The organism is Acinetobacter sp. YH16044 (assembly GCF_013417145.1).
Lineage (GTDB): Bacteria > Pseudomonadota > Gammaproteobacteria > Pseudomonadales > Moraxellaceae > Acinetobacter > Acinetobacter amyesii.
The window spans coordinates 1-19,846 of sequence record NZ_VPEK01000010.1; the positions used below are offsets into that span (position 1 = coordinate 1).

General features: G+C 41.1%; 21 protein-coding genes. 9 read left to right on the forward strand and 12 right to left on the reverse strand.

The features are described from left to right. Positions 1–490 precede the first annotated feature (490 nt). The 3 genes from FTV38_RS07975 to FTV38_RS07985 all read right to left on the reverse strand — a co-directional run bounded on the left by FTV38_RS07975 (position 491) and on the right by FTV38_RS07985 (position 3,099). The gene (locus tag FTV38_RS07975) at positions 491–1,753 is read right to left on the reverse strand and encodes a hypothetical protein (protein ID WP_180022156.1); all 1,263 of its coding nucleotides are present in this window, start codon (positions 1,751–1,753) and stop codon (positions 491–493) included. After that, positions 1,750–2,391: an ABC transporter ATP-binding protein gene (locus tag FTV38_RS07980; protein ID WP_180022157.1), complete on the reverse strand. Its 642-nt coding sequence runs from the start codon at positions 2,389–2,391 to the stop codon at positions 1,750–1,752. Before FTV38_RS07980 ends, FTV38_RS07975 begins: the two co-directional genes overlap by 4 nt. 111 nt (positions 2,392–2,502) lie before the next feature. Continuing rightward, positions 2,503–3,099 (reverse strand): TetR/AcrR family transcriptional regulator, encoded by a 597-nt coding sequence (locus FTV38_RS07985; RefSeq protein ID WP_180005328.1) that lies wholly within the window; start codon positions 3,097–3,099, stop codon positions 2,503–2,505. Positions 3,100–3,194: 95 nt separating this feature from the next. Between FTV38_RS07985 and FTV38_RS07990 the strand changes: the two genes are divergently transcribed. After that, positions 3,195–4,400 carry an oxygenase MpaB family protein gene (locus FTV38_RS07990; protein WP_180022158.1) on the forward strand — a complete coding sequence of 402 codons (1,206 nt, stop codon included), beginning with the start codon at positions 3,195–3,197 and terminating at the stop codon, positions 4,398–4,400. A 47-nt stretch (positions 4,401–4,447) separates the two neighbouring features. On the opposite strand, the gene FTV38_RS07995 is transcribed toward FTV38_RS07990, so the two are convergent. From FTV38_RS07995 to def, 3 genes are all read right to left on the reverse strand, one after another. After that, positions 4,448–6,535, reverse strand: a complete 2,088-nt coding sequence (locus FTV38_RS07995; protein WP_180022159.1) for a TonB-dependent copper receptor — start codon at positions 6,533–6,535, stop codon at positions 4,448–4,450. 72 nt (positions 6,536–6,607) lie between these two features. Beyond that, positions 6,608–7,027, reverse strand: a complete 420-nt coding sequence (locus FTV38_RS08000) for a DUF2946 family protein (RefSeq protein ID WP_180022160.1) — start codon at positions 7,025–7,027, stop codon at positions 6,608–6,610. Positions 7,028–7,117: 90 nt separating this feature from the next. Then, the gene (gene def, locus FTV38_RS08005; protein ID WP_078191459.1) at positions 7,118–7,648 is read right to left on the reverse strand and encodes a peptide deformylase; all 531 of its coding nucleotides are present in this window, start codon (positions 7,646–7,648) and stop codon (positions 7,118–7,120) included. A gap of 119 nt (positions 7,649–7,767) precedes the next feature. Here def and FTV38_RS08010 point away from each other — a divergent pair, with 119 nt between their 5' ends. The 3 genes from FTV38_RS08010 (at position 7,768) to FTV38_RS08020 (ending at position 10,816) form a co-directional block, all read left to right on the forward strand. Next, positions 7,768–8,922, forward strand: coding sequence for a LysM peptidoglycan-binding domain-containing protein (locus FTV38_RS08010; RefSeq protein WP_180022161.1), 1,155 nt, complete (start codon positions 7,768–7,770; stop codon positions 8,920–8,922). Between the two features lie 111 nt (positions 8,923–9,033). After that, positions 9,034–10,215, forward strand: a complete 1,182-nt coding sequence (gene dprA / locus FTV38_RS08015) for a DNA-processing protein DprA (protein ID WP_180022162.1) — start codon at positions 9,034–9,036, stop codon at positions 10,213–10,215. Between the two features lie 31 nt (positions 10,216–10,246). Beyond that, complete coding sequence (locus FTV38_RS08020) at positions 10,247–10,816, forward strand: L-threonylcarbamoyladenylate synthase (RefSeq protein WP_180022163.1); 570 nt, start codon at positions 10,247–10,249, stop codon at positions 10,814–10,816. A 446-nt stretch (positions 10,817–11,262) separates the two neighbouring features. Here FTV38_RS08020 and FTV38_RS08025 read toward each other — a convergent pair whose 3' ends face one another. Beyond that, positions 11,263–12,144: a DMT family transporter gene (locus tag FTV38_RS08025; RefSeq protein ID WP_180022164.1), complete on the reverse strand. Its 882-nt coding sequence runs from the start codon at positions 12,142–12,144 to the stop codon at positions 11,263–11,265. 122 nt (positions 12,145–12,266) lie between these two features. Here FTV38_RS08025 and FTV38_RS08030 point away from each other — a divergent pair, with 122 nt between their 5' ends. From FTV38_RS08030 to FTV38_RS08045, 4 genes are all read left to right on the forward strand, one after another. Beyond that, positions 12,267–13,025 carry a helix-turn-helix transcriptional regulator gene (locus tag FTV38_RS08030; protein ID WP_180022165.1) on the forward strand — a complete coding sequence of 253 codons (759 nt, stop codon included), beginning with the start codon at positions 12,267–12,269 and terminating at the stop codon, positions 13,023–13,025. Positions 13,026–13,169: 144 nt separating this feature from the next. Then, positions 13,170–13,715, forward strand: coding sequence for a glutathione peroxidase (locus tag FTV38_RS08035; RefSeq protein WP_111885877.1), 546 nt, complete (start codon positions 13,170–13,172; stop codon positions 13,713–13,715). A 221-nt stretch (positions 13,716–13,936) separates the two neighbouring features. Continuing rightward, complete coding sequence (locus FTV38_RS08040) at positions 13,937–14,314, forward strand: RcnB family protein (RefSeq protein ID WP_078191466.1); 378 nt, start codon at positions 13,937–13,939, stop codon at positions 14,312–14,314. Positions 14,315–14,457: 143 nt separating this feature from the next. Then, positions 14,458–15,072, forward strand: coding sequence for a hypothetical protein (locus FTV38_RS08045; protein WP_180022166.1), 615 nt, complete (start codon positions 14,458–14,460; stop codon positions 15,070–15,072). Between the two features lie 99 nt (positions 15,073–15,171). Here the strand turns inward: FTV38_RS08045 and adhP are convergent, their stop codons facing one another. Further along, positions 15,172–16,200, reverse strand: a complete 1,029-nt coding sequence (gene adhP / locus FTV38_RS08050; RefSeq protein WP_180022167.1) for an alcohol dehydrogenase AdhP — start codon at positions 16,198–16,200, stop codon at positions 15,172–15,174. Between the two features lie 317 nt (positions 16,201–16,517). Then, positions 16,518–16,979, reverse strand: a complete 462-nt coding sequence (locus FTV38_RS08055; RefSeq protein WP_180022168.1) for a hypothetical protein — start codon at positions 16,977–16,979, stop codon at positions 16,518–16,520. Positions 16,980–17,085: 106 nt separating this feature from the next. On the opposite strand from FTV38_RS08055, the gene FTV38_RS08060 reads away from it, so the two are divergent. Beyond that, the gene (locus tag FTV38_RS08060; RefSeq protein ID WP_180022169.1) at positions 17,086–17,529 is read left to right on the forward strand and encodes an AAA family ATPase; all 444 of its coding nucleotides are present in this window, start codon (positions 17,086–17,088) and stop codon (positions 17,527–17,529) included. A 13-nt stretch (positions 17,530–17,542) separates the two neighbouring features. On the opposite strand, the gene FTV38_RS08065 is transcribed toward FTV38_RS08060, so the two are convergent. From FTV38_RS08065 to atpD, 3 genes are all read right to left on the reverse strand, one after another. Further along, entirely contained in the window at positions 17,543–17,848 is a 306-nt protein-coding gene (locus tag FTV38_RS08065) for a hypothetical protein (protein ID WP_180022170.1), read from the reverse strand. A 146-nt stretch (positions 17,849–17,994) separates the two neighbouring features. Further along, positions 17,995–18,414, reverse strand: a complete 420-nt coding sequence (locus FTV38_RS08070; RefSeq protein ID WP_180022171.1) for a F0F1 ATP synthase subunit epsilon — start codon at positions 18,412–18,414, stop codon at positions 17,995–17,997. Between the two features lie 26 nt (positions 18,415–18,440). Then, entirely contained in the window at positions 18,441–19,835 is a 1,395-nt protein-coding gene (gene atpD / locus FTV38_RS08075; RefSeq protein WP_078191473.1) for a F0F1 ATP synthase subunit beta, read from the reverse strand. Positions 19,836–19,846 lie beyond the last annotated feature (11 nt).

Genomic DNA, 19,846 nt, shown 5'->3' on the forward strand with positions numbered 1-19,846 from the left:
CAGCGTTCAATCTGAGCCATGATCAAACTCTTCAGTTTAAAATCAATAGTACATATAGTGTACCAATCTTGGCTCATCAATTACTGACAAAAATTTGCTCAAATAAACTTCGAGTAATTTCTACCATCAATCAATGAAAATAATTTCGATCAATCAATCAGTAAAAATCCACACAAGTTGTTCTTCATAATCTCTTAATGATCTTCTTGTTGGTTCGTCACCAGCAAGCTAGGTCGGCTATATTACTCTTTATTTCTAAAGAGTCAACCGGTAATTCAAATTATTTTAAACTTATCAAATAAAACCTAACTTAATCAATTCAACCAAGTCATTGTTTTATCAGAAGTTTTAATCTTCATCACCGCCGATGGATGTGCATTCTACAGCATTTCACATCCGTTGCAACACCCTTTTCCATTTATTTTTAATTTTTCATTACGTTTGTTTATTTATTCTACTAAATCAGTGTGTTTTACTTAAAAAAGTGTTTTTAGCGTACAGAAAGCATGCAATACGCCACAGGCACCCATATGATAAACATTAAAATTGGCATAACACCGTGCACTTCTTCAGGTTTTCTATACAACCATTGAATAAATGGAATGGCGATACCAAATAATGTCGCCATCAATAGCACATCAACGAATCCACCTTTCAGCAGTTGCCACATCAAGACTGGCACACTCATCATTAAGCCAATTATCAATAAAACACAGTATTCGTATTTTCTGAGCTGCCATAGTGTGAATCCTTGAATGATCCAGAATCGCTCTGCATATTCAAAATTTGATTTTAAGTCCATTTTTATCACGCCTAGATTGAATAAACTCAGTGCAATATAGATGGCACACATCAATTGGAATAATTGTGAAGCAGTGAAATCAAGGCTCATGATGTTCCAACTATCCACCTGTGTGGCGAACCAATACAAAATCACGACCGCAGTAACCGAAATACCGATACTGACAATACGGTGGGTTAGAAATCTTTTATGAAATGCCTGACGAATAATGAGTTTATTTTGGTTGAGCCAGAGTGGGCTATATTTCTGTATCAGAAATAAGCTAGGTACTTGCAGCTTTATTGGTTTTAATTTTCTGCCGAGCAGCCAAAATTTTATTGCCGCTATACAGATGAAAGTAGACAACAGTACCGCAACGAGTTGAGCGTCCAATATCGCTAGGCTCAAAATGGGCAAATATGTCAAAAGACAGACTAAACCGAAATATTGATTCTGTTGTAAAAACAGCATTTGTATGATTAATAAATTAAAGATCCAAAGAAGCATCAATACACTCATACCAATGGAAGGCAAAAATTCATACTCTACCCAAACATATAGAAGCGCTAAAACAAATGGCAGTATCAGCAAGAAGCTTAAACTGCCTAAAAATTTGATTTCCACTGCAAATCGACTTTTGAGTGTGATGGGCAATAGCGCTAGATAGCGATACCCTTCTCCACCACTCAAAGCTTTACGCTGTATCGCACACCAAAATACATTTAAGGCAAGAAAGCCTGTCCAAATAAACACATTCGTGATTATTGATTTGCAATAAACCATATCAATAATGGGCTGCACTAAAGATAAGAGCAGTCCGAATAGCATTGGTCCGAGAATTAATGTGATTAAAATAAGTAAATGCTTTTGCCGTGCAACTGCGTCTGCTGTGGTCTTGACATAAAATGTCCATCGATATTTCAAAAGCGTTTTTATGATTGTTCGCTGCCCAACATGTCTTTGTTTATTCATGCCGCCTGCTCATTGGACTTTAGCCGATCTAGCTCGATGATTTTTGCTGCAAGACTGTCTCTAAATACTGGATCATGGCAAGACAATAGAATCAATTTCGATTGACTCTGCTGTAAAAGTATACTTGTTAATTCAGCCAAGGCATTTTGATCTAAGCCATTGCTCGGTTCATCCAAAATCAGTAAAGGTGCCGAAGTCATTAAGGCTGCGACCAATAAAAACTTTTTGGTTGTACCAAAAGACATTTCAGCAAACGGCGTGGCTAAATAGTTTTCTAAATTAAATTTTTCAATGAAGATTTGATACTGCTCATGTGCTATCCCTCGAATATCACACATTAAATTCAGAAACTCCTGCCCTTGTAAAAAATCATAAATAGGGCTTTTATCTGGCACATAGGCCACAAGTTTCTTGTATTCATTGTTGTGAGGGGCATATGGCTGATCATTAATCAAAATATTGCCTGTATCGAAATCCAATATCCCCGCAATCATCGCAAGTAAGGTGGACTTCCCTACTCCATTCTCAGCAACAACAGCGACAATTCCGAATTCGCTTAACTCTAAATTTAAATTTGAAAATATACGTTTTCCCGCAAAAGATTTGGACAGTTGCTGCAAACTCAAAGAAACCATCATGATGTTCCTGATTTATTATCTTAAGTTATTGATTTATTTTTAATCTATCTTCACATATCTTGGATCAGAATTAAATACCATCTTTAATCGACAAATTTAATTTTTTAAGTGTCATTCACTATCTAAATACGCCAAAATCATCTTCGATAATTCTACTTTAAGCTGCTGTTCTGTAATTAAAAAACTATTATTGCTCACATAGCGCATCATGGTAAATAAAGTACTGTTAATGATCACAAAAGAGCGATGTTTCAGCGTTTCAAAGTTCCAATGTGAATAATAACGATTAAATAAATACATCCCAACTTCAAAAAAATGCTTTTCCAAAACCTGAGAGGCATCTGAATGACTGTATTGATGCCAATGTTTCAAGATTTCAATGAAGAAGCCGCGATCAGCTTTCAACATATCAAAGCCAAACTGAATACAAAGTGGGATCACCTCATAAATACTGTGCAGCTCTTGCTCCACGACTATATTTTTTAGTGCTAACCCCAATTGTTCTGATTTTCTGAGCAGTAACTCTTCTACGATTTGTTCTTTATTTTCAAAATATTGATAAATTGACCCAACGCTCACGCCAGATTTTTCCGCAATTTTGGGCGTCGTCAGCTCCAGTAAACCTTGTTCTGCAATACACAACTGCGCAGCTTGCAAAATGTTTCCCACGATCATTTTCGCGCGTTGTTGTTGTGGTCTTTTTCTCATTCTATTGCTCTCCAATGCGATAGTGTTATGCGAATTGAATGCGAATAAATATTCATATTAGTGTGGTATGAAACAATAACATTGAAGATCAAAACATGACCACTCACTTCAATACCCGGCTGTCTTCATTTCAGGCCACGCAGCAATCTAATCTGCTGAGTTTTCTGCTGTCTCATTTGACGGGTCAAGCTGCACAGCCGAATTACCCTCAATATCTTGCCCTCAATAAAGCCCTGCAATGTAGTGATCCACAGATGGAAAAAGTGCTCACGTGGATGATGCAGAACCCTAAACAGCATCGTGAATATTTTGAAATCGCTTTATTTAAAGGTGTAGAGCAACTTCCCTTTTCTATTCCCGAACTCGAACATTTTTTTAAGCATGTTGAACAAATACCGCCCTGGCTAGAGCCAGAAAAAATACAGCAAGCCCTTGAGTTCACCCATCGCCTCGGGATTAACAATGGCTTTATTTTGCGCGACCTTTCACTCATGGTCGGTTATCTCTTCCCCGGTTTCAATCAGCCGCTCATGCTGACGGGTGCTTTAAATAAACAAGCCGGTACACGTCTGGCTGAAACCACTAAATGGTGGGTAGATATCACTGAAGAACGCGGACTCGAACGTTTGCATGCAGGATTTACATCGACGATTTATGTGCGTTTTATTCATGCTTTGGTACGGCATCAACTCCAAAAAGGCAAAGACTGGGATTTTGCAACGTGGGGGGCGCCGATGAATCAATTTGACTTGGCGATGACCAATCTTGCCTTTAGCAGTGTGGTGCTTTTGGGCATTCGCGCTTTAGGGATTTTCCCATCAAAACAAGAAACTGAAAGCTTTTTGCATTTTTGGCGCTATGTCGGCTGGTTGATGGGTATTGATGAAAAATGGTTAATTGAAAAAGAATCTGACGGTTGGAAACTGCTGTATTGGATGCAATTTGTACACCCCCAATCCGATGCAAGCAGTATGGCTCTCGGTGCCAGTCTTTCTAAAGAACCTTTTGAAAGACAGTACAAATACCTCCGACCGCTTCAGCAAAAACTGGCTTATCGACAACATCTGGAGCTGACACAATTTTTTATTGGCAAAAAACGCATGCATAAATTAGGGCTCAAACCCCAGTCCGCCGCATGGTTTGCCTATTATTTATTAGCTAGAAATCTCGTCCTGTATTCAGGTGCTAAGCATGTCCCGAGTTTAAATCAAAAATTACAGCAAAAAGGCCGTGCGATTCAAAAACTCGGTTTAGCACTGTATCAAAGTAAGGCCAAACAACTGGCAAGTATGCACCAATAAAAAAAGCAGAGCGATCGCTCTGCTTTTTGGATGACAAATGTCCGGACTTAGAACTTCATCGAAATACGTGCCCAATAATTGCGACCAATATTATTAAACTGTTGATCGGTCGCTAAACCTGTCCCTGCATCACCCAGTTTATTTAGATGTTCGGTATAGGTTTTATTCAGGAGATTATCTACACCCACAGATACATCTACACCCTCATCAATATGATAAGTACCATTTAAAGACAGTGTGCCAAAACCTGCACTTTCTTTCAGGTCATAACCCACGATATTGCCTTGGTGCGCACTAATACGATTTTGCCCATCAACCACACGCCAAAACGCTCCCAAAGTATAATTATCTTGGATATAACGTAAGTTGATACGTGCTTCTAAAGGTGAGATTTGCGGTAATGGCTTGCCATCTGTGGTGTTTTTACCCCACGCATACATTGCGCTAACATCGGCTTGAATATGATCGCTAAATTGATAGCCAATCCCCGCTTCAGCTCCCGCAATGGTGGCATCGACATTTTTCGCACCCGCACTAAAGGTTGAACCATGATCATGCTCACCTGTATTTGGATGATCGTGATAACTCATCAAAATAAAGTCTTGAATCAGTCCCGCATAGGCAGACGCCCATGAACTGAATGCGCCATGTTCATGTTGATAGCCCACATCTAACTGCAAGGTTTTTTCAGGCTCGACGCCATTAAAGGTGTTTGTTGTGCCTGCATTACCGTGTTTAGGACTAAATAACTCCCAATAATCAGGCATGCGTTCCACATAGCCTAGACCGATATAGGTTTTACCATTGTCATGTTCAGGGTGTTTATTTTCAAAACGAATAAAAGCACTTGGCAATGTTTCATTCAGCTCCGTGTTATAGCCACTCGCTTTCGAAGCGGCACGCTCATCTTTCACTTGCACTTGATCGAGACGAAGACCTGAAACCAACTTATTGTTGTCACTCAATTGATAACTGACTTCTCCAAAACCGCCATAGGACTGAAACTTCATATCTGTTTCACGTGCTTTGTCTTTATAGCTATTGCGCATCCCTTTGCGAATACTATGTTCATTGTTCTGTGTGTCAATGCCTGTGACAAAGTCAATCTTATCCCATTCATGTGTCACAGCCATACGTGCATTTAATGTTCTGCGAGCAACATTCGATGCCATTGGCATATTCATCATGCCACTTGGTTGAAACTCACGTAAGCTGAAGTTATCCATGACATGATCATTAAAACTATAGTTGACCTGTGCTTCGATTTTTTTAATCACCTCTGTGACATTTTTTTTCTCGACACGAAGGCCTAAGCTTTCACGGGCAAATTGCGAACCATCCATTGAACGGCCTGCGTATACCGCCTCACCATCGGCTTTACCTCCAGTAAGTTCTACCCATGTATCTTCGTTTGGCGTCCAACCAAGAGCCAAATCTGTATTCCACCGCTCCCAGTCTGACGGCACAGTATTACCATCTCCGTCTTGGTAGCTATCCGCAACAGAACGACTGGCATTCAAACGGACATATTTTTTCTCATCACCGACTGCCGCTTCGACATTGTGATCTAAACGACCATAAGAACCGATCATCACACTGGCTTGACCACGGTAGTTTTTATCAGCATCGAATTGTTCAGGTTTTCGTTCAAACAAGACTGTTGCAGCAGAACCTGTATTGGCATATTGAACCGTTTGAGGGCCTTTAATCACTGAAATTCGGTCATAACTTTCAGGGGAAATATAAGACGTTGGTGCATCCATACGACTTGGACACGCCCCGAGATTTTCTGTGCCATCGGTCAAAATTTTAATGCGTGAACCAAACATGCCACGGAAGGTTGGATCTGCATTGGTTCCCCCATTTTTAATGGCACTAAACCCCACAATGCTTTTTAAATAATCGGCCCCATCACTGGCAGGTATCGGTTGAATCGGCTGTTTGGGGTTGGCACGAACAATCAGGCCATTGGCATCATTCCCCTGATGTGACGTCACCACAATCGGTGCCAAAGTCTGAACGGCATTGGTTTCCGTCATCTCTACTGACATCTCGTCAGCCATCACCGTAGTTGAATAGCAGGTAACACAAATTGCAGCCGCAAGAGGCTGTAGAAAAAATTTAGGCTGAGCCATGTTTATCTCACAAAATACATAAATAAAGGCGTACCTGAGTCCTCAAAGACCCAAGTTTAAAAAACGTCGGATTTATGCAGCGAGTGGCGGGGCTCGACCTTGCGGAAGTAAAAAGAGTTGTTGAAGAACAAACCAGACATGCTTGAAAGCTTTTTGAAAAGCAATTAAACAAACTTGAATTCGATCAAGCACTTCTTTTACATCAAGTTCAGGGGGCAAAACCAAATTGCCATAGACTGTACAATACTGACATTGATGACTGGCATCATGTTCATGGGCAGTATGATCGACTTGAACTTGCTCAGCGTGAGCGGAAGATGAATGGTGTGAATGTGCGGTATGTTCAGCATGAACATTGGGAAGTAAAAGTGCACGCGTAATGGTTTCGCAGACCGGAGCAACTTGATATTGCTTGGGCAACAATGGCTGTAAAAAAACAGCAATCTGCAAAAAAACGGCTGCAAAGGACAGCAGCACTCCACTACGAAACAATACAGGCAAACCCTAACATTTGTCTGACGCAAGTATAACAAAGCCCAATCGAAATTGGGCTTGTCTCAGGTATTTTTTAACCGCGATCAATTAACGTTTAACTGCGACTTTATCTTTTTGACGTTGGCGAACCAACTTTTCCACTTTGTCACGTGCACGTTGACGTTTCAAAGGCGATAGATAGTCGACGAATAACTTACCATTTAAGTGATCCATTTCATGTTGGATACAAACTGCGAGAAGTCCGTCCGCTTCCACTTCAAATGATTGACCTTCAAGGTTAATTGCCTGAATTTTTACACGTGACGGGCGCTCAACTTTATCGTATATTTGAGGCACTGATAAACAGCCTTCTTCATAGGGCTGCGTCTCTTGCGTCAATGGCGTAATTTTGGGGTTAATAAACACCATGGGTTGATCTTTTTCTTCAGATAAATCCATGACTATCAGCTGAATATGGTGATCTACCTGTGTTGCTGCCAGGCCAATTCCCGGTGCTTCATACATAGTTTCAAACATGTCGGCTGCTAACTGACGAATTTCATCAGTAACTTCTTCGACTGGTTTTGCAATGGTACGAAGACGGGGATCGGGGAAACTTAAAATAGGTAATAAGGCCATACGACGTCCTCACTTATGCCATTGATCAAAAAACAAAATGAAGGAATGCTTCATCAAAAAATTGTGTGTAATATCGTTATTATAACGCAGTTACATACATAATTTTAGGAATTATGATAATGAAAAAGGTTTTGAAGGGCATGCCAACTTTTAGTGCCTTGGGGTTTAAAAAACAATTATTGGCACTTACAGTCTGTGTAAGTGTGGGGATGGGAATGGTCAGTGTTGCAGAAGCTGCCCCTGCTCGTAACGTCAATCCACCGTCATTGAAGGCAGGTGCGCCTCAAGTTTATGTGGTGAAAAAAGGCGATACGTTGTGGGATATTTCCAAGCGTTTCTTAAAAAATCCTGTGCGCTGGCCTGAAATCTGGGCGAGCAATAAACACGTGAAAAATCCACACTGGATTTTCCCAGGTGACCGCCTACTCATGTGTACCTACAATGGCCGCCCAATCATCGGCAAGGATGAAGGTGATGGCTGTGAAGGTATTATTCGTCGCTATACAGGTGGCACTAAACTTCAACCACAAGTTCGTGTTGAATCCCTAAATAGTGCGATTCCGGTTATTCCATTGGAATATATTAAGCAATGGCTTGAGCGCAGCATGATTGTTGCCGCTGATTCTGTTGAAGGTACACCTTACATTTTAGGTACAGCTGATCAACGTGTATTAGCTGCCAAAGGCCAAACAGTTTATGCACGCGGCCAAGGCATGCAAGTCGGTCAACGTTATGCTGTTTATCGTGAAGGCGAACCGTACATCTTTACCGATGCAAACGGCAAAAAATACAACGCAGGTTTAGAACTGACTCAAGTCGCTTCAGGTGTTGCCGTTCGTGGTGAAAATGACATTACCACTTTAGAACTGACCGATACTTATAATGCCGAAGTTCGTCGTGGTGATCGTGTTCTTCCTGAATATGACCCAATGCTGCCAACGCTGTTCTATCCAACCAATGCTGAAAATGTCACTGCTGGCGGTAGTGTTGTCCGTGTCATGGGTTCTATTGGTACCGCAGCGGTTCACAGTGTGGTGACGATAGACCGTGGTAGCTTGCAAGGCGTTCAATCTGGTCAAGTCTTTAGCGTGAACCAAAAAGGTGAAATCGTGACTGATCCAAAAACCAAAGAACGTGTTCAACTTCCAGGACAACGTATTGGTAACATCATGGTATTCAAAACATTTGATAACCTAAGCTATGCTTATGTACTTGAAAGCGAATTACCAATCAAAGTAGGTGCAACGATTCAGCCACCACTGATGGATGACTAAGACCAAATCCATAAAAATGAGGCTGTATTTCAGCCTCATTTTTTATTATCCAACAACGATATCACTGATCATTTTAAACCATAAAAAGAAGACAGATTCAAAGGTCTCATTATGCTCAACTCATTGACTGACTTGCATTTAGATTACATTCGCCTGTGGTTTGTGGTGCAACACTCACTTCGTAGTTTCTATAAAATTCAGCAGCACTATCCTGCCCTACACCACGCCCTTAAGCCTGATCAAATCACCACATGGCAAAAATTAGGACTGCATAAAAATCATTTACAGCGCTTTGAAGAATTTCATAGTCCAAGTGGACAGCTTAGCTTTGAAAAATGTCTCAAGGATATTCAACAATACAGTGACTTTGTACTGATTCCTGAAGACCTGAACTATCCTCAACAGCTGTTACCTTATAGCGACAAGCCGCCCATTCTATTTGGGCAAGGTAATGCCCAAGCCTTGATGCAACCCCAAATTGCGATTGTGGGTAGCCGCAAACCTAGTCCCCAAGGTCGACAAATTGCTTATGATTTTGCTTATTATCTAAGTGAGCAAGGGTTCTACATCAATAGCGGTTTAGCACAAGGAATTGATGAAGCGGCACATCGCGCTGCCATACAACACCACAGAACCATTGCCGTGATGGGTACAGGTTTAGATCAAACTTATCCGACCGCACATCAGAGTTTAAGACAAGAAATCATCCAACATGGGGGAACCGTAATCAGTGAGTTTCTTCCACACACGCCCCCATTGCAACACCATTTTCCACATCGAAATCGTATCGTCAGTGGGCTCAGTCTTGGTGTCATCGTGGCGGAAGCGGCATTAAAAAGTGGTTCACTGATCACGGCTCAACGCGCTGCCGAACAAGGCAAATCTATTTTTGCCATTCCAGGCCATATTTATAGTGAGTCACATCAAGGTTGCCATCAACTCATACGCGAAGGTGCAATTTTGATTGATCATCCACAACAGGTCATTGAAGACTTGGCATTGGCTACACAATGGCAATCGCAGGCTGCTAAAACCTTAACAACCACCGAAATAGCGACACCCGAAACAGCAATACCGGACACCCCGCCACCCGAACCTATCCCAGAACATTTAATTGCGCTGTATCGGCAGCTTGATTGGGTCGGCCAAGGCCTTGATCAATTGTCCATTCAACTCAAAATTGATACCGCGACATTGACCAGTCAACTGATGGAATTAGAGTTAATGGGCCATGCCACACAACAAGCCGGACACTACCTACGTTGTCGAATGGGTAAATTAGGTTCACAATAGTCCTTTGTCGAATCAGATAAGGTCTATAGAAATGATTACCACCTCTGTTGCAGAAGCAGCTTCCTGTCTTAAAAAAGGTCAGGTTCTCGCATATCCTACAGAGGCTGTTTGGGGATTGGGCTGTGATCCCTACAATGAGCAAGCCTTTCTCGAAATTTTGCGCTTAAAACAACGTCCCATTGAAAAAGGTGTGATTTTGTTGGCTGCCAATGTCGCTCAAGTTGAACACCTGCTCCAAGGCTTAACAGAAGATATGCGTCAGCAAGTCATTGCGACATGGACCAACCGTAAACCCAATGAACGTGCAACCACATGGTTATTACCGGCTGGCGACCATATTCCAACATGGATTAAAGGCAATCATCCAAAAGTCGCAGTCCGTGTGACGACCCACTCTTTATGTGTGGCTTTATGCCAAGCTTTTAATGGCTTTATTGTGTCTACCAGTGCCAATCCTGCGGGATTAACCCCTGCACGTTCCTTACAAGAAGCCAATCAGTATTTTACCAATGAACTCAATTACTTAAATGGTGATCTCGGTCTAAGCCAAGAACCAAGCAAAATTATTGATGCTGAAACAGGTGAAATCATCCGCGCATAAGCTCGGATGCCTCTCTACACCTGCCTTTCGGAAAAATACAGACAAAAAAAAGCTCAGCCATATAGGGATGGCTGAGCATAAAAAAGGATGTGTATAAAATCACATCCAGAGGGTCTTACAATCTCTGGGTAAATATCAAGTAATTATTTAAAATTAAGAATTACTTCATCATTTACGACAAAAGTATTATGTAATATTTTTTTAAATTTAACAAATAGATTTTTTATATAAATAAAACCACTGACAAGCACTTTATTTGTGATTTTATAACCACTTAGTCAAAATATGTATCTATTTTTGATTGATTTTTAAGACGAGCATTTGTTTTTTTAATTTAGTTTTACACTCAAAAATTCATTTTCAAAAGATTTACTCTATAAAAAAATAAGTTTGTTTGCTTATTTTTTAATCAATACTTCTCATAAATTTTCAACTTTTTACTAGATTTACTTACGCTGCGCCAAGATCACCCCGGTAATCGCCATCACTGTGCCGACGGTATGATAAAACATCCACTGCTCAGCCAACCAGAAATAGGCAATAATCGCGGTAAATACCGGCATCAAATTCATAAAAATACTGGTGCGATTCGGCCCGAGATGTTGCACAGCCAACATCCATACCAACGGTGCAATCAATGATGGAAAAATTGCCGCATAAAATACACTTGGCGCATTCGCAGGATTAATCGCATCAATGCCTAAATACAACACGAATGGCAAGTGATATAAAACGGCAAAGAAAATTTGTACATATAAACTCAACAGTAGCGGAAGTTTCAATTGCCATTTTTTTAAAAACACCCCATAAAAGGCATAGAAAAACACTGCGAAGATCATGAGGATATCGCCGAAATGTCCGCCCATATTCAGTAATTGACTGAAATCGCCTTGCGCAATGACAAACAATAGCCCCGTAAATGAAATCGCACAGCCCAAGATGGCATAGCGATTAGGCACATCTTTCAGTATGAAAAATGCAACGGCAATCGTAAAAACAGGGATAAAGGCATTGATGATGCCCATATTGGTCGCCGTCGTATAATGCGCAGCGGTATAGCCCAAGCCTTGATATAACACCATGCCAAAAGCACTCAGCACAGCCAATTGCTGCCAATGCTGCTTGATCAGCTGTCTTTGCTGCCAAACGGTTTTCAGCATAAAGGGGGTTAGGATCAAAAATGCAATAAACCATCGATAAAAACTGATACTGACTGGTGAAATATAATCAGTTACATAGCGGGTGACGGTAATATTTAACGACCATATAAATACTGCGATCAGAGGCAAACAAATTGCAAATTTCGCCCAACGCGCTTGAAGCAACATGTCTGACTCCTCAATAGATTGTGCAAAGATTGGTCTAGGTATTTTGAGTGATGTCTGTTTTAATTGAAATACATGATTTCAGACATTTATATTGTAGTTCAGACATCGACACCTAGGCATATATGACATCAGCACCGATTGAACAACAAATCGAGCTTTTTGAAGCGCACTACACCACATTAGATACGGTCTATCCGCACAGTTGTCTTTGGGGTGATTTTAATTTTTGTCTCGATGGTATTTTCGAATATGAGATACAAGGGCAACACCATCTCTCACCTGCCAGTTATGGGGTGTGGATTCCCCCACATACAGAACATTGCTCAGTCGCGATTGATGAGCAACCTATTCATTATGTGGCAATCCGACTGGCACCTGATCTCTGCATAAATTTCCCCAAGCAGACGGAAGTATTTAGCATCCAGCCTTTCTTTCGTTTGTTGGTGCAAGAAATTTTGGCCTTTCCTACAGAGCAACATACCACACCACCCTATCGACACCTACTACAGGTCTTATTCGACCAGTTAAAAACTGCACCCAAACATCAACATTATTTACCGCAAAGCCATGATGCGGTGTTAAAGCCGATCTTGGCGCAGCTTGCAGATGTAGATCATTTTAGTTTGAGCCTACAACGATGCTTATCCAATGTTGGTTTGAGTGGGCGTCAGTTACTGCGGCTGAGTCAGAACGAACTGCAAATGAGCCTTTCTGAATGGCGAAACCGTGCAAAAATTATTTATGCCATTCAACAACTCCGTGCTGGTCAGTCTATTAAAGCTCTCAGCTATGAATTGGGCTATCAACACAGCTCAAGCTTTATTGAGTTTTTTAAACGCTATACAGGAAAAACCCCAAACCAACACCGTGCCACTAGTTAAATGCCAAGCACTCAAGCAAGCATCAGCTCGAATTCTGCAAACTACTACAAAAATTATGCGAAAAGCCTATCGATAAAAGCTTGCTGTTCACCAGATTTCCCTTTAAAACAAGGATGAAAGGCACAACTTCAATTAGGAACGAATATGTCAGCTTCAGTTTACGATATCCCGGTAAAAACCATCCAAGGTGATGACACCACACTCAATCAATACCAAGGCAAGGTTTTATTATTGGTCAATGTGGCCTCTAAATGTGGGCTAACACCGCAATATGAAGGCCTAGAAAAACTCTATACAGAAAAGAAATCACAAGGTTTTGAAGTCTTAGGTTTTCCTGCCAATAACTTTTTAGAACAAGAACCTGGTTCTGAAGCGGAAATTCAAGAATTTTGCTCGATCAACTACAAGGTCGATTTCCCACTTTTTGCAAAAATTTCTGTTGCAGGCGCGGATAAACACCCACTTTATCAAACCTTAACCCAAGCCATTCCTGAACGCATTGGTGAAGGCCCATGGTGGGATGATTTAGTTGAATACGGTTTAACACCAAATCCAAAGCCTGAAGTGCTCTGGAACTTTGAAAAATTCCTCGTGAATAAACAAGGTGAAGTTGTGGCTCGATTTGCACCTGACATCAAGGCAGATGATGCACGTATTGTCGATGCCATTAATGCTGAATTAGCCAAATAATTCGCCAATATCTCAATCTCTCAGTTAAGATTATTTTGATTTTAACTGAGATTGATCATTTTAAATTATCACAATAATAGTTATCAATTATCACATAATGATAATTTGCATAGTTTATCCATTATTTTAACATTTCACATATACATTGTTCAAAGTTTCCCTGTAAATACTCATTATGATGAGTCTTATCAAATCACATCCAGCAGTAAACTGGTGAACTTATGAATACATTAATGAAAGCTATCGTTTTATCTATTTCGACAGCACTTGTTGCTGCTCCAGCAATGGCTGCACCGCAAAATAGCCAACAACATGCACCTGCGCATAATCAAAATACGAAAGCTCAACAGCACACTAAACAAAACACACCAGTAAAAAACCAAAGCCAGAACAAGAAAAAAGCCGTAAATCCTTCACATGATTGGCGTTCTGGACAAAAAGTACCTTCTGAATACCGTGGTCATAGCTACAAAGTAGACCATACCAAATACAAAAAATTGTCTAAACCAGGCAAAAACCAACAATGGATTAAAGTGAATGGCGACTACATTTTAATGAATGCCGTCAGCCACGCCATTATCAAAATCATTGCGGGTTAAACCCACCAAAACATCAAAAGAGGGCAAATGCCCTCTTTTTTTTGTTCAAGCGATTATTTTGTTATTGCTTTGCAACAATCTATTTTTAATCCACATTCTGCCCCTATATTCAAAGCATAGACTTAACACATAGTGATGATTGAATGAAAAAGCTCGTGCAGAATGCCCTTCTCCCTTTTGCCATTTTTAGTGGTGTTTTGGTGCTGATCGGTTGTGACCCTGCAACAGCACCTGAGCAAGACATTCAAACTACCACTGAAGAAGTTGAATTATCCAATACGGCTTCCTCTGAGCATCATGAAGCAACTGAAACAGAATCAGCGGCTCAGCAACAAAATCTAAAAAGCGGCAATATGTTTTACATTGTCCGTGATGTCGCCGACATGCAATTGAAAGCGGGCAGCTATGTTGAGCAATTGAAACAAACCCAAAGCGATATTGAAACGGCAGTCAATAGCCAAGACCCGATTCAACTACAAAAAGCAGCCGATCAGCTGCAACAACAATTGAAAGGTTTTAATCAGGCACTCAGTGGACTGAACCTAAAAAGTACTGAAATCAATGATATTCGCAGCAATTTACAAGCTGCCAATCAGCAAGTTTTGGCTTCACCCTTTTTAAATGGTCAAATGGATTTAACTCAAGTCGATATTCAGAAAATTAAAAATCAAATGGGTAATATCCAACTGGAGATGGTTAAACTTGCCAGCATGATCATTTCAGATCATTCAGCTCAAGAAAAAACATCAGAAAGCTAATTTTCTCTTAGCTCTAAACATGCAAGACAGACCTTTCAATCATACTGAATCGGTCTGTCTTGATTTTGCTCTATGTTATGTTGCCTGTGGGATTTTGCATTAAAGCCGCATATCAATCACGATACGGCCATCAATTTTACCTTTTTCCATACGATCAAAAATATCGTTGATATTTTCGAGCGGTTCAACATGAATATGTGCTCTGACTTTACCGCGCGCAGCGATATCTAGTGCTTCTTTTAAATCCAGACGTGTCCCAACAATTGAACCACGTACCGTAATTCCCTCCAGCACCATATTAAAGATCGACAAGTCAAAAGTTCCGGGTGGCAAACCATTTAAGACCATGGTACCTCCACGACGGACAATGGCAACAGCCTGCTCAAAGGCCTTCGGAGAAACCGCCGTCACCAAGACACCATGACAGCCTTCACCCGTTGCCTGCAACACTGCTTCTTTTACATCGGTTTTTAAGGCATTAATGCCGACATCGGCACCGAGATTTTTAGCCAATTCAAGTTTTGAGTCATCAACATCAATCGCTACGACATTAAAGCCCATTGTTTTGGCATATTGCACTGCCACATGACCTAGACCACCAATACCGGAAATGGCGACCCAATCCCCAGTTTTGGCCTCGGTCATTTTCAATCCTTTATAAACAGTGACACCAGCACATAGAATAGGTGAGATTTCTAATAGATCGACACCTTCAGGAATCACACCGACGTAATCACCATCTGCTAAGCAATATTCTGCAAAGCTGCCGTTGACTGAATAGCCTGAGTTCTGTTGTTGTTTACATAAGGTTTCCCAGCCCGCATAGCAATGATCACAATGCCCACACGCTGAATATAACCAAGGAATCCCGACGATATCACCAACTTTTAAATGTTCAATTCCTTCACCAATTTCAACTACTTCACCGACACCTTCATGTCCAGGGATAAAAGGTAAGGTTGGCTGAACAGGCCAATCGCCATGCATGGCATGTAAGTCGGTATGACAGACACCTGTCGCGATAATTTTGACCAAGACTTTGCCCGGCGTGACTTTAGGAATTTCGACTTGTTGTATTTGTAGTGGTTGATTAAATGCAGTCACTACGGCTGCTTTCATTGTTGCCATATTTATTCTCTCCATCTTATAAGTGTTGAGATTATTTTTTAAACAACCTAGCTCTACTATAGAGGAAGAATAAATTGGTCGGCGTGATGAATTTGTAAGCAATTCTCTCGGTTTGCTACTTCTTGTGATTCAGTACCTGATGATCGGTTGATCGACCACACATCACAAAGTGCCATGCTGTAAATTCACAATATTTTTTAATCTAAAACTTCCCACATAGTGTTAAGAACCGATATTCAAATATTTGAAACGCATAGAATTTTTAAGCATAGAAAATCTCCCAACCAGAAAATAAACAACTGCCTCTTTTTCCTATTTTAAGATTGAGCAAACTCATAGGTATTACAGTTTTTATCTTGTCCAAGTGCACGTTGCACATCTTGCTTAAAACGGGCTTGGGCAAAATGAAATTTGGCTGGCAGAAACAGGGTAATTCGAGTTTTGTCAGCTCCCATTCCCTCCACCAACATTTTATGTAGAAAAGCGCCATTTTCTGTACGCGCCATCAGCGTGCCCTGCTCTAAATGTTCTTCCAGTCGATTGTCAGTATACACATAAGCTTCTGCTGAGGTGAACGCCACACAGTGGTTATAGGCTTGTCTTAGGTTGCGAAAAGCGGATAAATAGGGAATTTCAAGTTCTGTACTGATGCCATTATCCACTGATTCCGCTACCAATGCGGCTTCAGTCGCGACATTCGGTGTGGTGACATATTGGCTTTGGCAGGCAAGCAGCGGCGTTGCCAGCAATAAGCAGAAACATAATCGAAGTGTATACATAAAAAGTCCTGACCTATTTTGTTGTTATTGGCAGTGCAAAAATTGTAGCAAAAGCCCGTAGCTGCTTTAATATGTAATATAAGGTCTACAGATTTTTTCATCCACTATGCAACTGATTATTTTCACCGGTGTACAAGCATCGGGTAAATCCACATTTTATATGTTGAATTTATATCACAGTCATTTGCGTATTAATCTTGATATGCTGAAAACCCGACATCGTGAAAATATAATTTTTGAAGCTGGTTTGGTGTCTAAAACCAAAATGGTAATTGATAACACCAACCCGACACGTATGGATCGTACGCGGTATATTCAACGTACGCGAGATGCTGGCTTTGATGTAATTGCTTATTATTTTGACACTGATTTGGCCAGTACTTTAGAACGTAATAGCTATAGAGAAGGTAAAGCCAATATTCCCGAAGTTGGAGTTCGAGCCACCTATAAGAAATTAGAAATTCCCTGCTATGAAGAAGGTTTTACTGAAATTTTTAAGCTTAAAATTATTGCAAATGGCGAGTTCTCAATCTTACCGATGAACCCATAACCGCATAAACCAGTTACTCAGCTTGTTGCTGCTGTTGCCATGTTTTAAACGCAGCTTGCATGGCTTGTCGTTCATACGGTTTCACCAAGCGACTTTCCAAAGAACTAAAATCACCTCTATAGGTTTCAGCCACCATCTCTTTTGCCAGTTCTTGAATACTGACACGACCACGATGCTCATATTGCTGCACTTCTTCATGCGTCAATTCCACATCCCAACAAGACACCACCGAACTCATATCGACCGCAATACTTAAATAATAGTGATCAAAGTCTTGGTAAAGTTCCCAAAAGTGAGGTTCAAAAGCGATGAGATTCATAAGGCAGTGTTAGGCAGTTGAATTGAATGAGAATAAATCAAAATATGAATAAAATATATGCAACTTTAGATTGATCAGTTTTTTCAAATACTTTAGGCATAAAAAAACCACCCTTTCGGGTGGCTCTTTCAATCTCAAACCGTGTCTTATTGAGCGCGGTTTTTGATTTTGCGGATGGTTTCCAACTGAGCAGCAGTTTCTGCAAGAGCAGCCAATGCAGCAGCAGCGTCCAAATCGCTCTTTTGATTTGCTAACAATTGTTCAGCTTGTTTACGAGCTTCAATAATTGCTGCTTCATCAAGGTTGTCAGCACGTACTGCAGTGTCTGCAAGTACTGTAACAACGTGCGGTTGAACTTCAAGTACACCACCTGATACATAGATCAATTCTTCTGTACCATTTTCAAGCAGAACGCGGATTGCGCCCGGCTTGAGCAAAGTTACTAGTGGTGCATGGCCAGGCATAATACCCAACTCACCGCCAGCACCTTTAGCAATTAGCATAGTTACAGTGCCTGAGTACAAAGACTCTTTAACACTTACAACGTCACATTGCATCGTTGACATGAGAATCTCCTAAATTAGGTAACTAATTAAAGTTTCTCAGCTTTAGCAATCACTTCGTCAATACCACCAACCATGTAGAACGCTTGTTCTGGGATGTGATCGTATTCACCAGCTAGAAGACCTTTAAAGCCACGAATCGTTTCTTTAAGCGGTACAAGTTTACCAGGCGCACCAGTAAACACTTCAGCTACGTGGAACGGTTGAGAGAAGAAACGTTGGATCTTACGTGCACGGTATACAGTAAGTTTGTCTTCTTCTGCCAATTCGTCCATACCAAGAATTGCGATAATGTCTTTCAATTCTTTGTAACGTTGAAGAACGTTTTGAACTGAACGAGCGATTTCGTAATGCTCAGTACCCACTACAAGTGGATCTAACTGACGTGAAGTAGAGTCAAGTGGATCGATCGCTGGGTAAATACCAGAAGATGCGATGTCACGGCTCAATACAACAGTCGCGTCCAAGTGAGCGAAGGTAGTCGCAGGCGATGGGTCAGTTAAGTCATCGGCAGGTACGTATACCGCTTGGATTGACGTAATAGAACCAGACTTAGTAGACGTAATACGTTCTTGAAGAACACCCATCTCTTCTGCAAGAGTCGGTTGGTAACCTACTGCAGATGGCATACGACCTAGAAGTGCTGATACTTCAGTACCCGCTAGTGTATAACGATAGATGTTGTCAACGAACAATAGAACGTCACGGCCTTTACCGTTTTCGTCTTTTTCGTCACGGAAGTACTCAGCCATAGTCAAACCAGTCAACGCTACGCGTAAACGGTTACCTGGTGGCTCATTCATCTGACCGTAGACCATTGCTACTTTGTCTAGAACGTTAGAGTCTTTCATTTCGTGATAGAAGTCGTTACCTTCACGAGTACGTTCACCAACACCAGCAAACACAGATAAACCTGAGTGAGCTTTCGCGATGTTGTTGATCAACTCCATCATGTTTACAGTTTTACCAACACCGGCACCACCGAACAGACCAACTTTACCACCTTTAGCGAACGGGCAAAGTAAGTCAATGACTTTAATACCAGTTTCTAAAAGGTCAGTAGAAGCCGCTTGTTCTGCATAAGAAGGCGCTTGACGGTGAATTGGTAAACGAGCTTCAGTACCAACAGGACCAGCTTCGTCGATAGGGCGACCAAGAACGTCCATGATACGACCTAAACATGCAGTACCTACAGGTACAGAGATAGGCGCGCCAGTGTTAGTTACAGTAAGACCACGCTTAAGGCCTTCAGTAGAACCCATTGCAATAGTACGAACTACGCCATCACCAAGTTGCTGCTGAACTTCTAATGTAGTTTCAGTACCATCAACATGGAGAGCGTCATAGATCTTAGGAACGCTGTTACGTTCAAACTCGACGTCGATAACCGCGCCGATGATCTGAATGATACGACCGCTACTCATTGCTGTCTCCT

Bases quoted from the DNA above. Each gene is read 5' to 3' on its own strand.
- FTV38_RS07980 (WP_180022157.1), bottom strand. From the start codon at position 2,391: ATGATGGTTTCTTTGAGTTTGCAGCAACTGTCCAAATCTTTTGCGGGA.
- def (WP_078191459.1), bottom strand. From the start codon at position 7,648: ATGGCCTTATTACCTATTTTAAGTTTCCCCGATCCCCGTCTTCGTACC.
- FTV38_RS08070 (WP_180022171.1), bottom strand. From the start codon at position 18,414: ATGTCAACGATGCAATGTGACGTTGTAAGTGTTAAAGAGTCTTTGTAC.
- FTV38_RS08065 (WP_180022170.1), bottom strand. From the start codon at position 17,848: ATGAATCTCATCGCTTTTGAACCTCACTTTTGGGAACTTTACCAAGAC.
- FTV38_RS08030 (WP_180022165.1), top strand. From the start codon at position 12,267: ATGACATCAGCACCGATTGAACAACAAATCGAGCTTTTTGAAGCGCAC.
- FTV38_RS08040 (WP_078191466.1), top strand. From the start codon at position 13,937: ATGAATACATTAATGAAAGCTATCGTTTTATCTATTTCGACAGCACTT.
- FTV38_RS08025 (WP_180022164.1), bottom strand. From the start codon at position 12,144: ATGTTGCTTCAAGCGCGTTGGGCGAAATTTGCAATTTGTTTGCCTCTG.
- FTV38_RS07990 (WP_180022158.1), top strand. From the start codon at position 3,195: ATGACCACTCACTTCAATACCCGGCTGTCTTCATTTCAGGCCACGCAG.
- FTV38_RS08010 (WP_180022161.1), top strand. From the start codon at position 7,768: ATGAAAAAGGTTTTGAAGGGCATGCCAACTTTTAGTGCCTTGGGGTTT.
- FTV38_RS08020 (WP_180022163.1), top strand. From the start codon at position 10,247: ATGATTACCACCTCTGTTGCAGAAGCAGCTTCCTGTCTTAAAAAAGGT.
- FTV38_RS07995 (WP_180022159.1), bottom strand. From the start codon at position 6,535: ATGGCTCAGCCTAAATTTTTTCTACAGCCTCTTGCGGCTGCAATTTGT.
- adhP (WP_180022167.1), bottom strand. From the start codon at position 16,200: ATGGCAACAATGAAAGCAGCCGTAGTGACTGCATTTAATCAACCACTA.
- atpD (WP_078191473.1), bottom strand. From the start codon at position 19,835: ATGAGTAGCGGTCGTATCATTCAGATCATCGGCGCGGTTATCGACGTC.
- dprA (WP_180022162.1), top strand. From the start codon at position 9,034: ATGCTCAACTCATTGACTGACTTGCATTTAGATTACATTCGCCTGTGG.
- FTV38_RS08055 (WP_180022168.1), bottom strand. From the start codon at position 16,979: ATGTATACACTTCGATTATGTTTCTGCTTATTGCTGGCAACGCCGCTG.
- FTV38_RS08060 (WP_180022169.1), top strand. From the start codon at position 17,086: ATGCAACTGATTATTTTCACCGGTGTACAAGCATCGGGTAAATCCACA.
- FTV38_RS07985 (WP_180005328.1), bottom strand. From the start codon at position 3,099: ATGAGAAAAAGACCACAACAACAACGCGCGAAAATGATCGTGGGAAAC.
- FTV38_RS08045 (WP_180022166.1), top strand. From the start codon at position 14,458: ATGAAAAAGCTCGTGCAGAATGCCCTTCTCCCTTTTGCCATTTTTAGT.
- FTV38_RS07975 (WP_180022156.1), bottom strand. From the start codon at position 1,753: ATGAATAAACAAAGACATGTTGGGCAGCGAACAATCATAAAAACGCTT.
- FTV38_RS08035 (WP_111885877.1), top strand. From the start codon at position 13,170: ATGTCAGCTTCAGTTTACGATATCCCGGTAAAAACCATCCAAGGTGAT.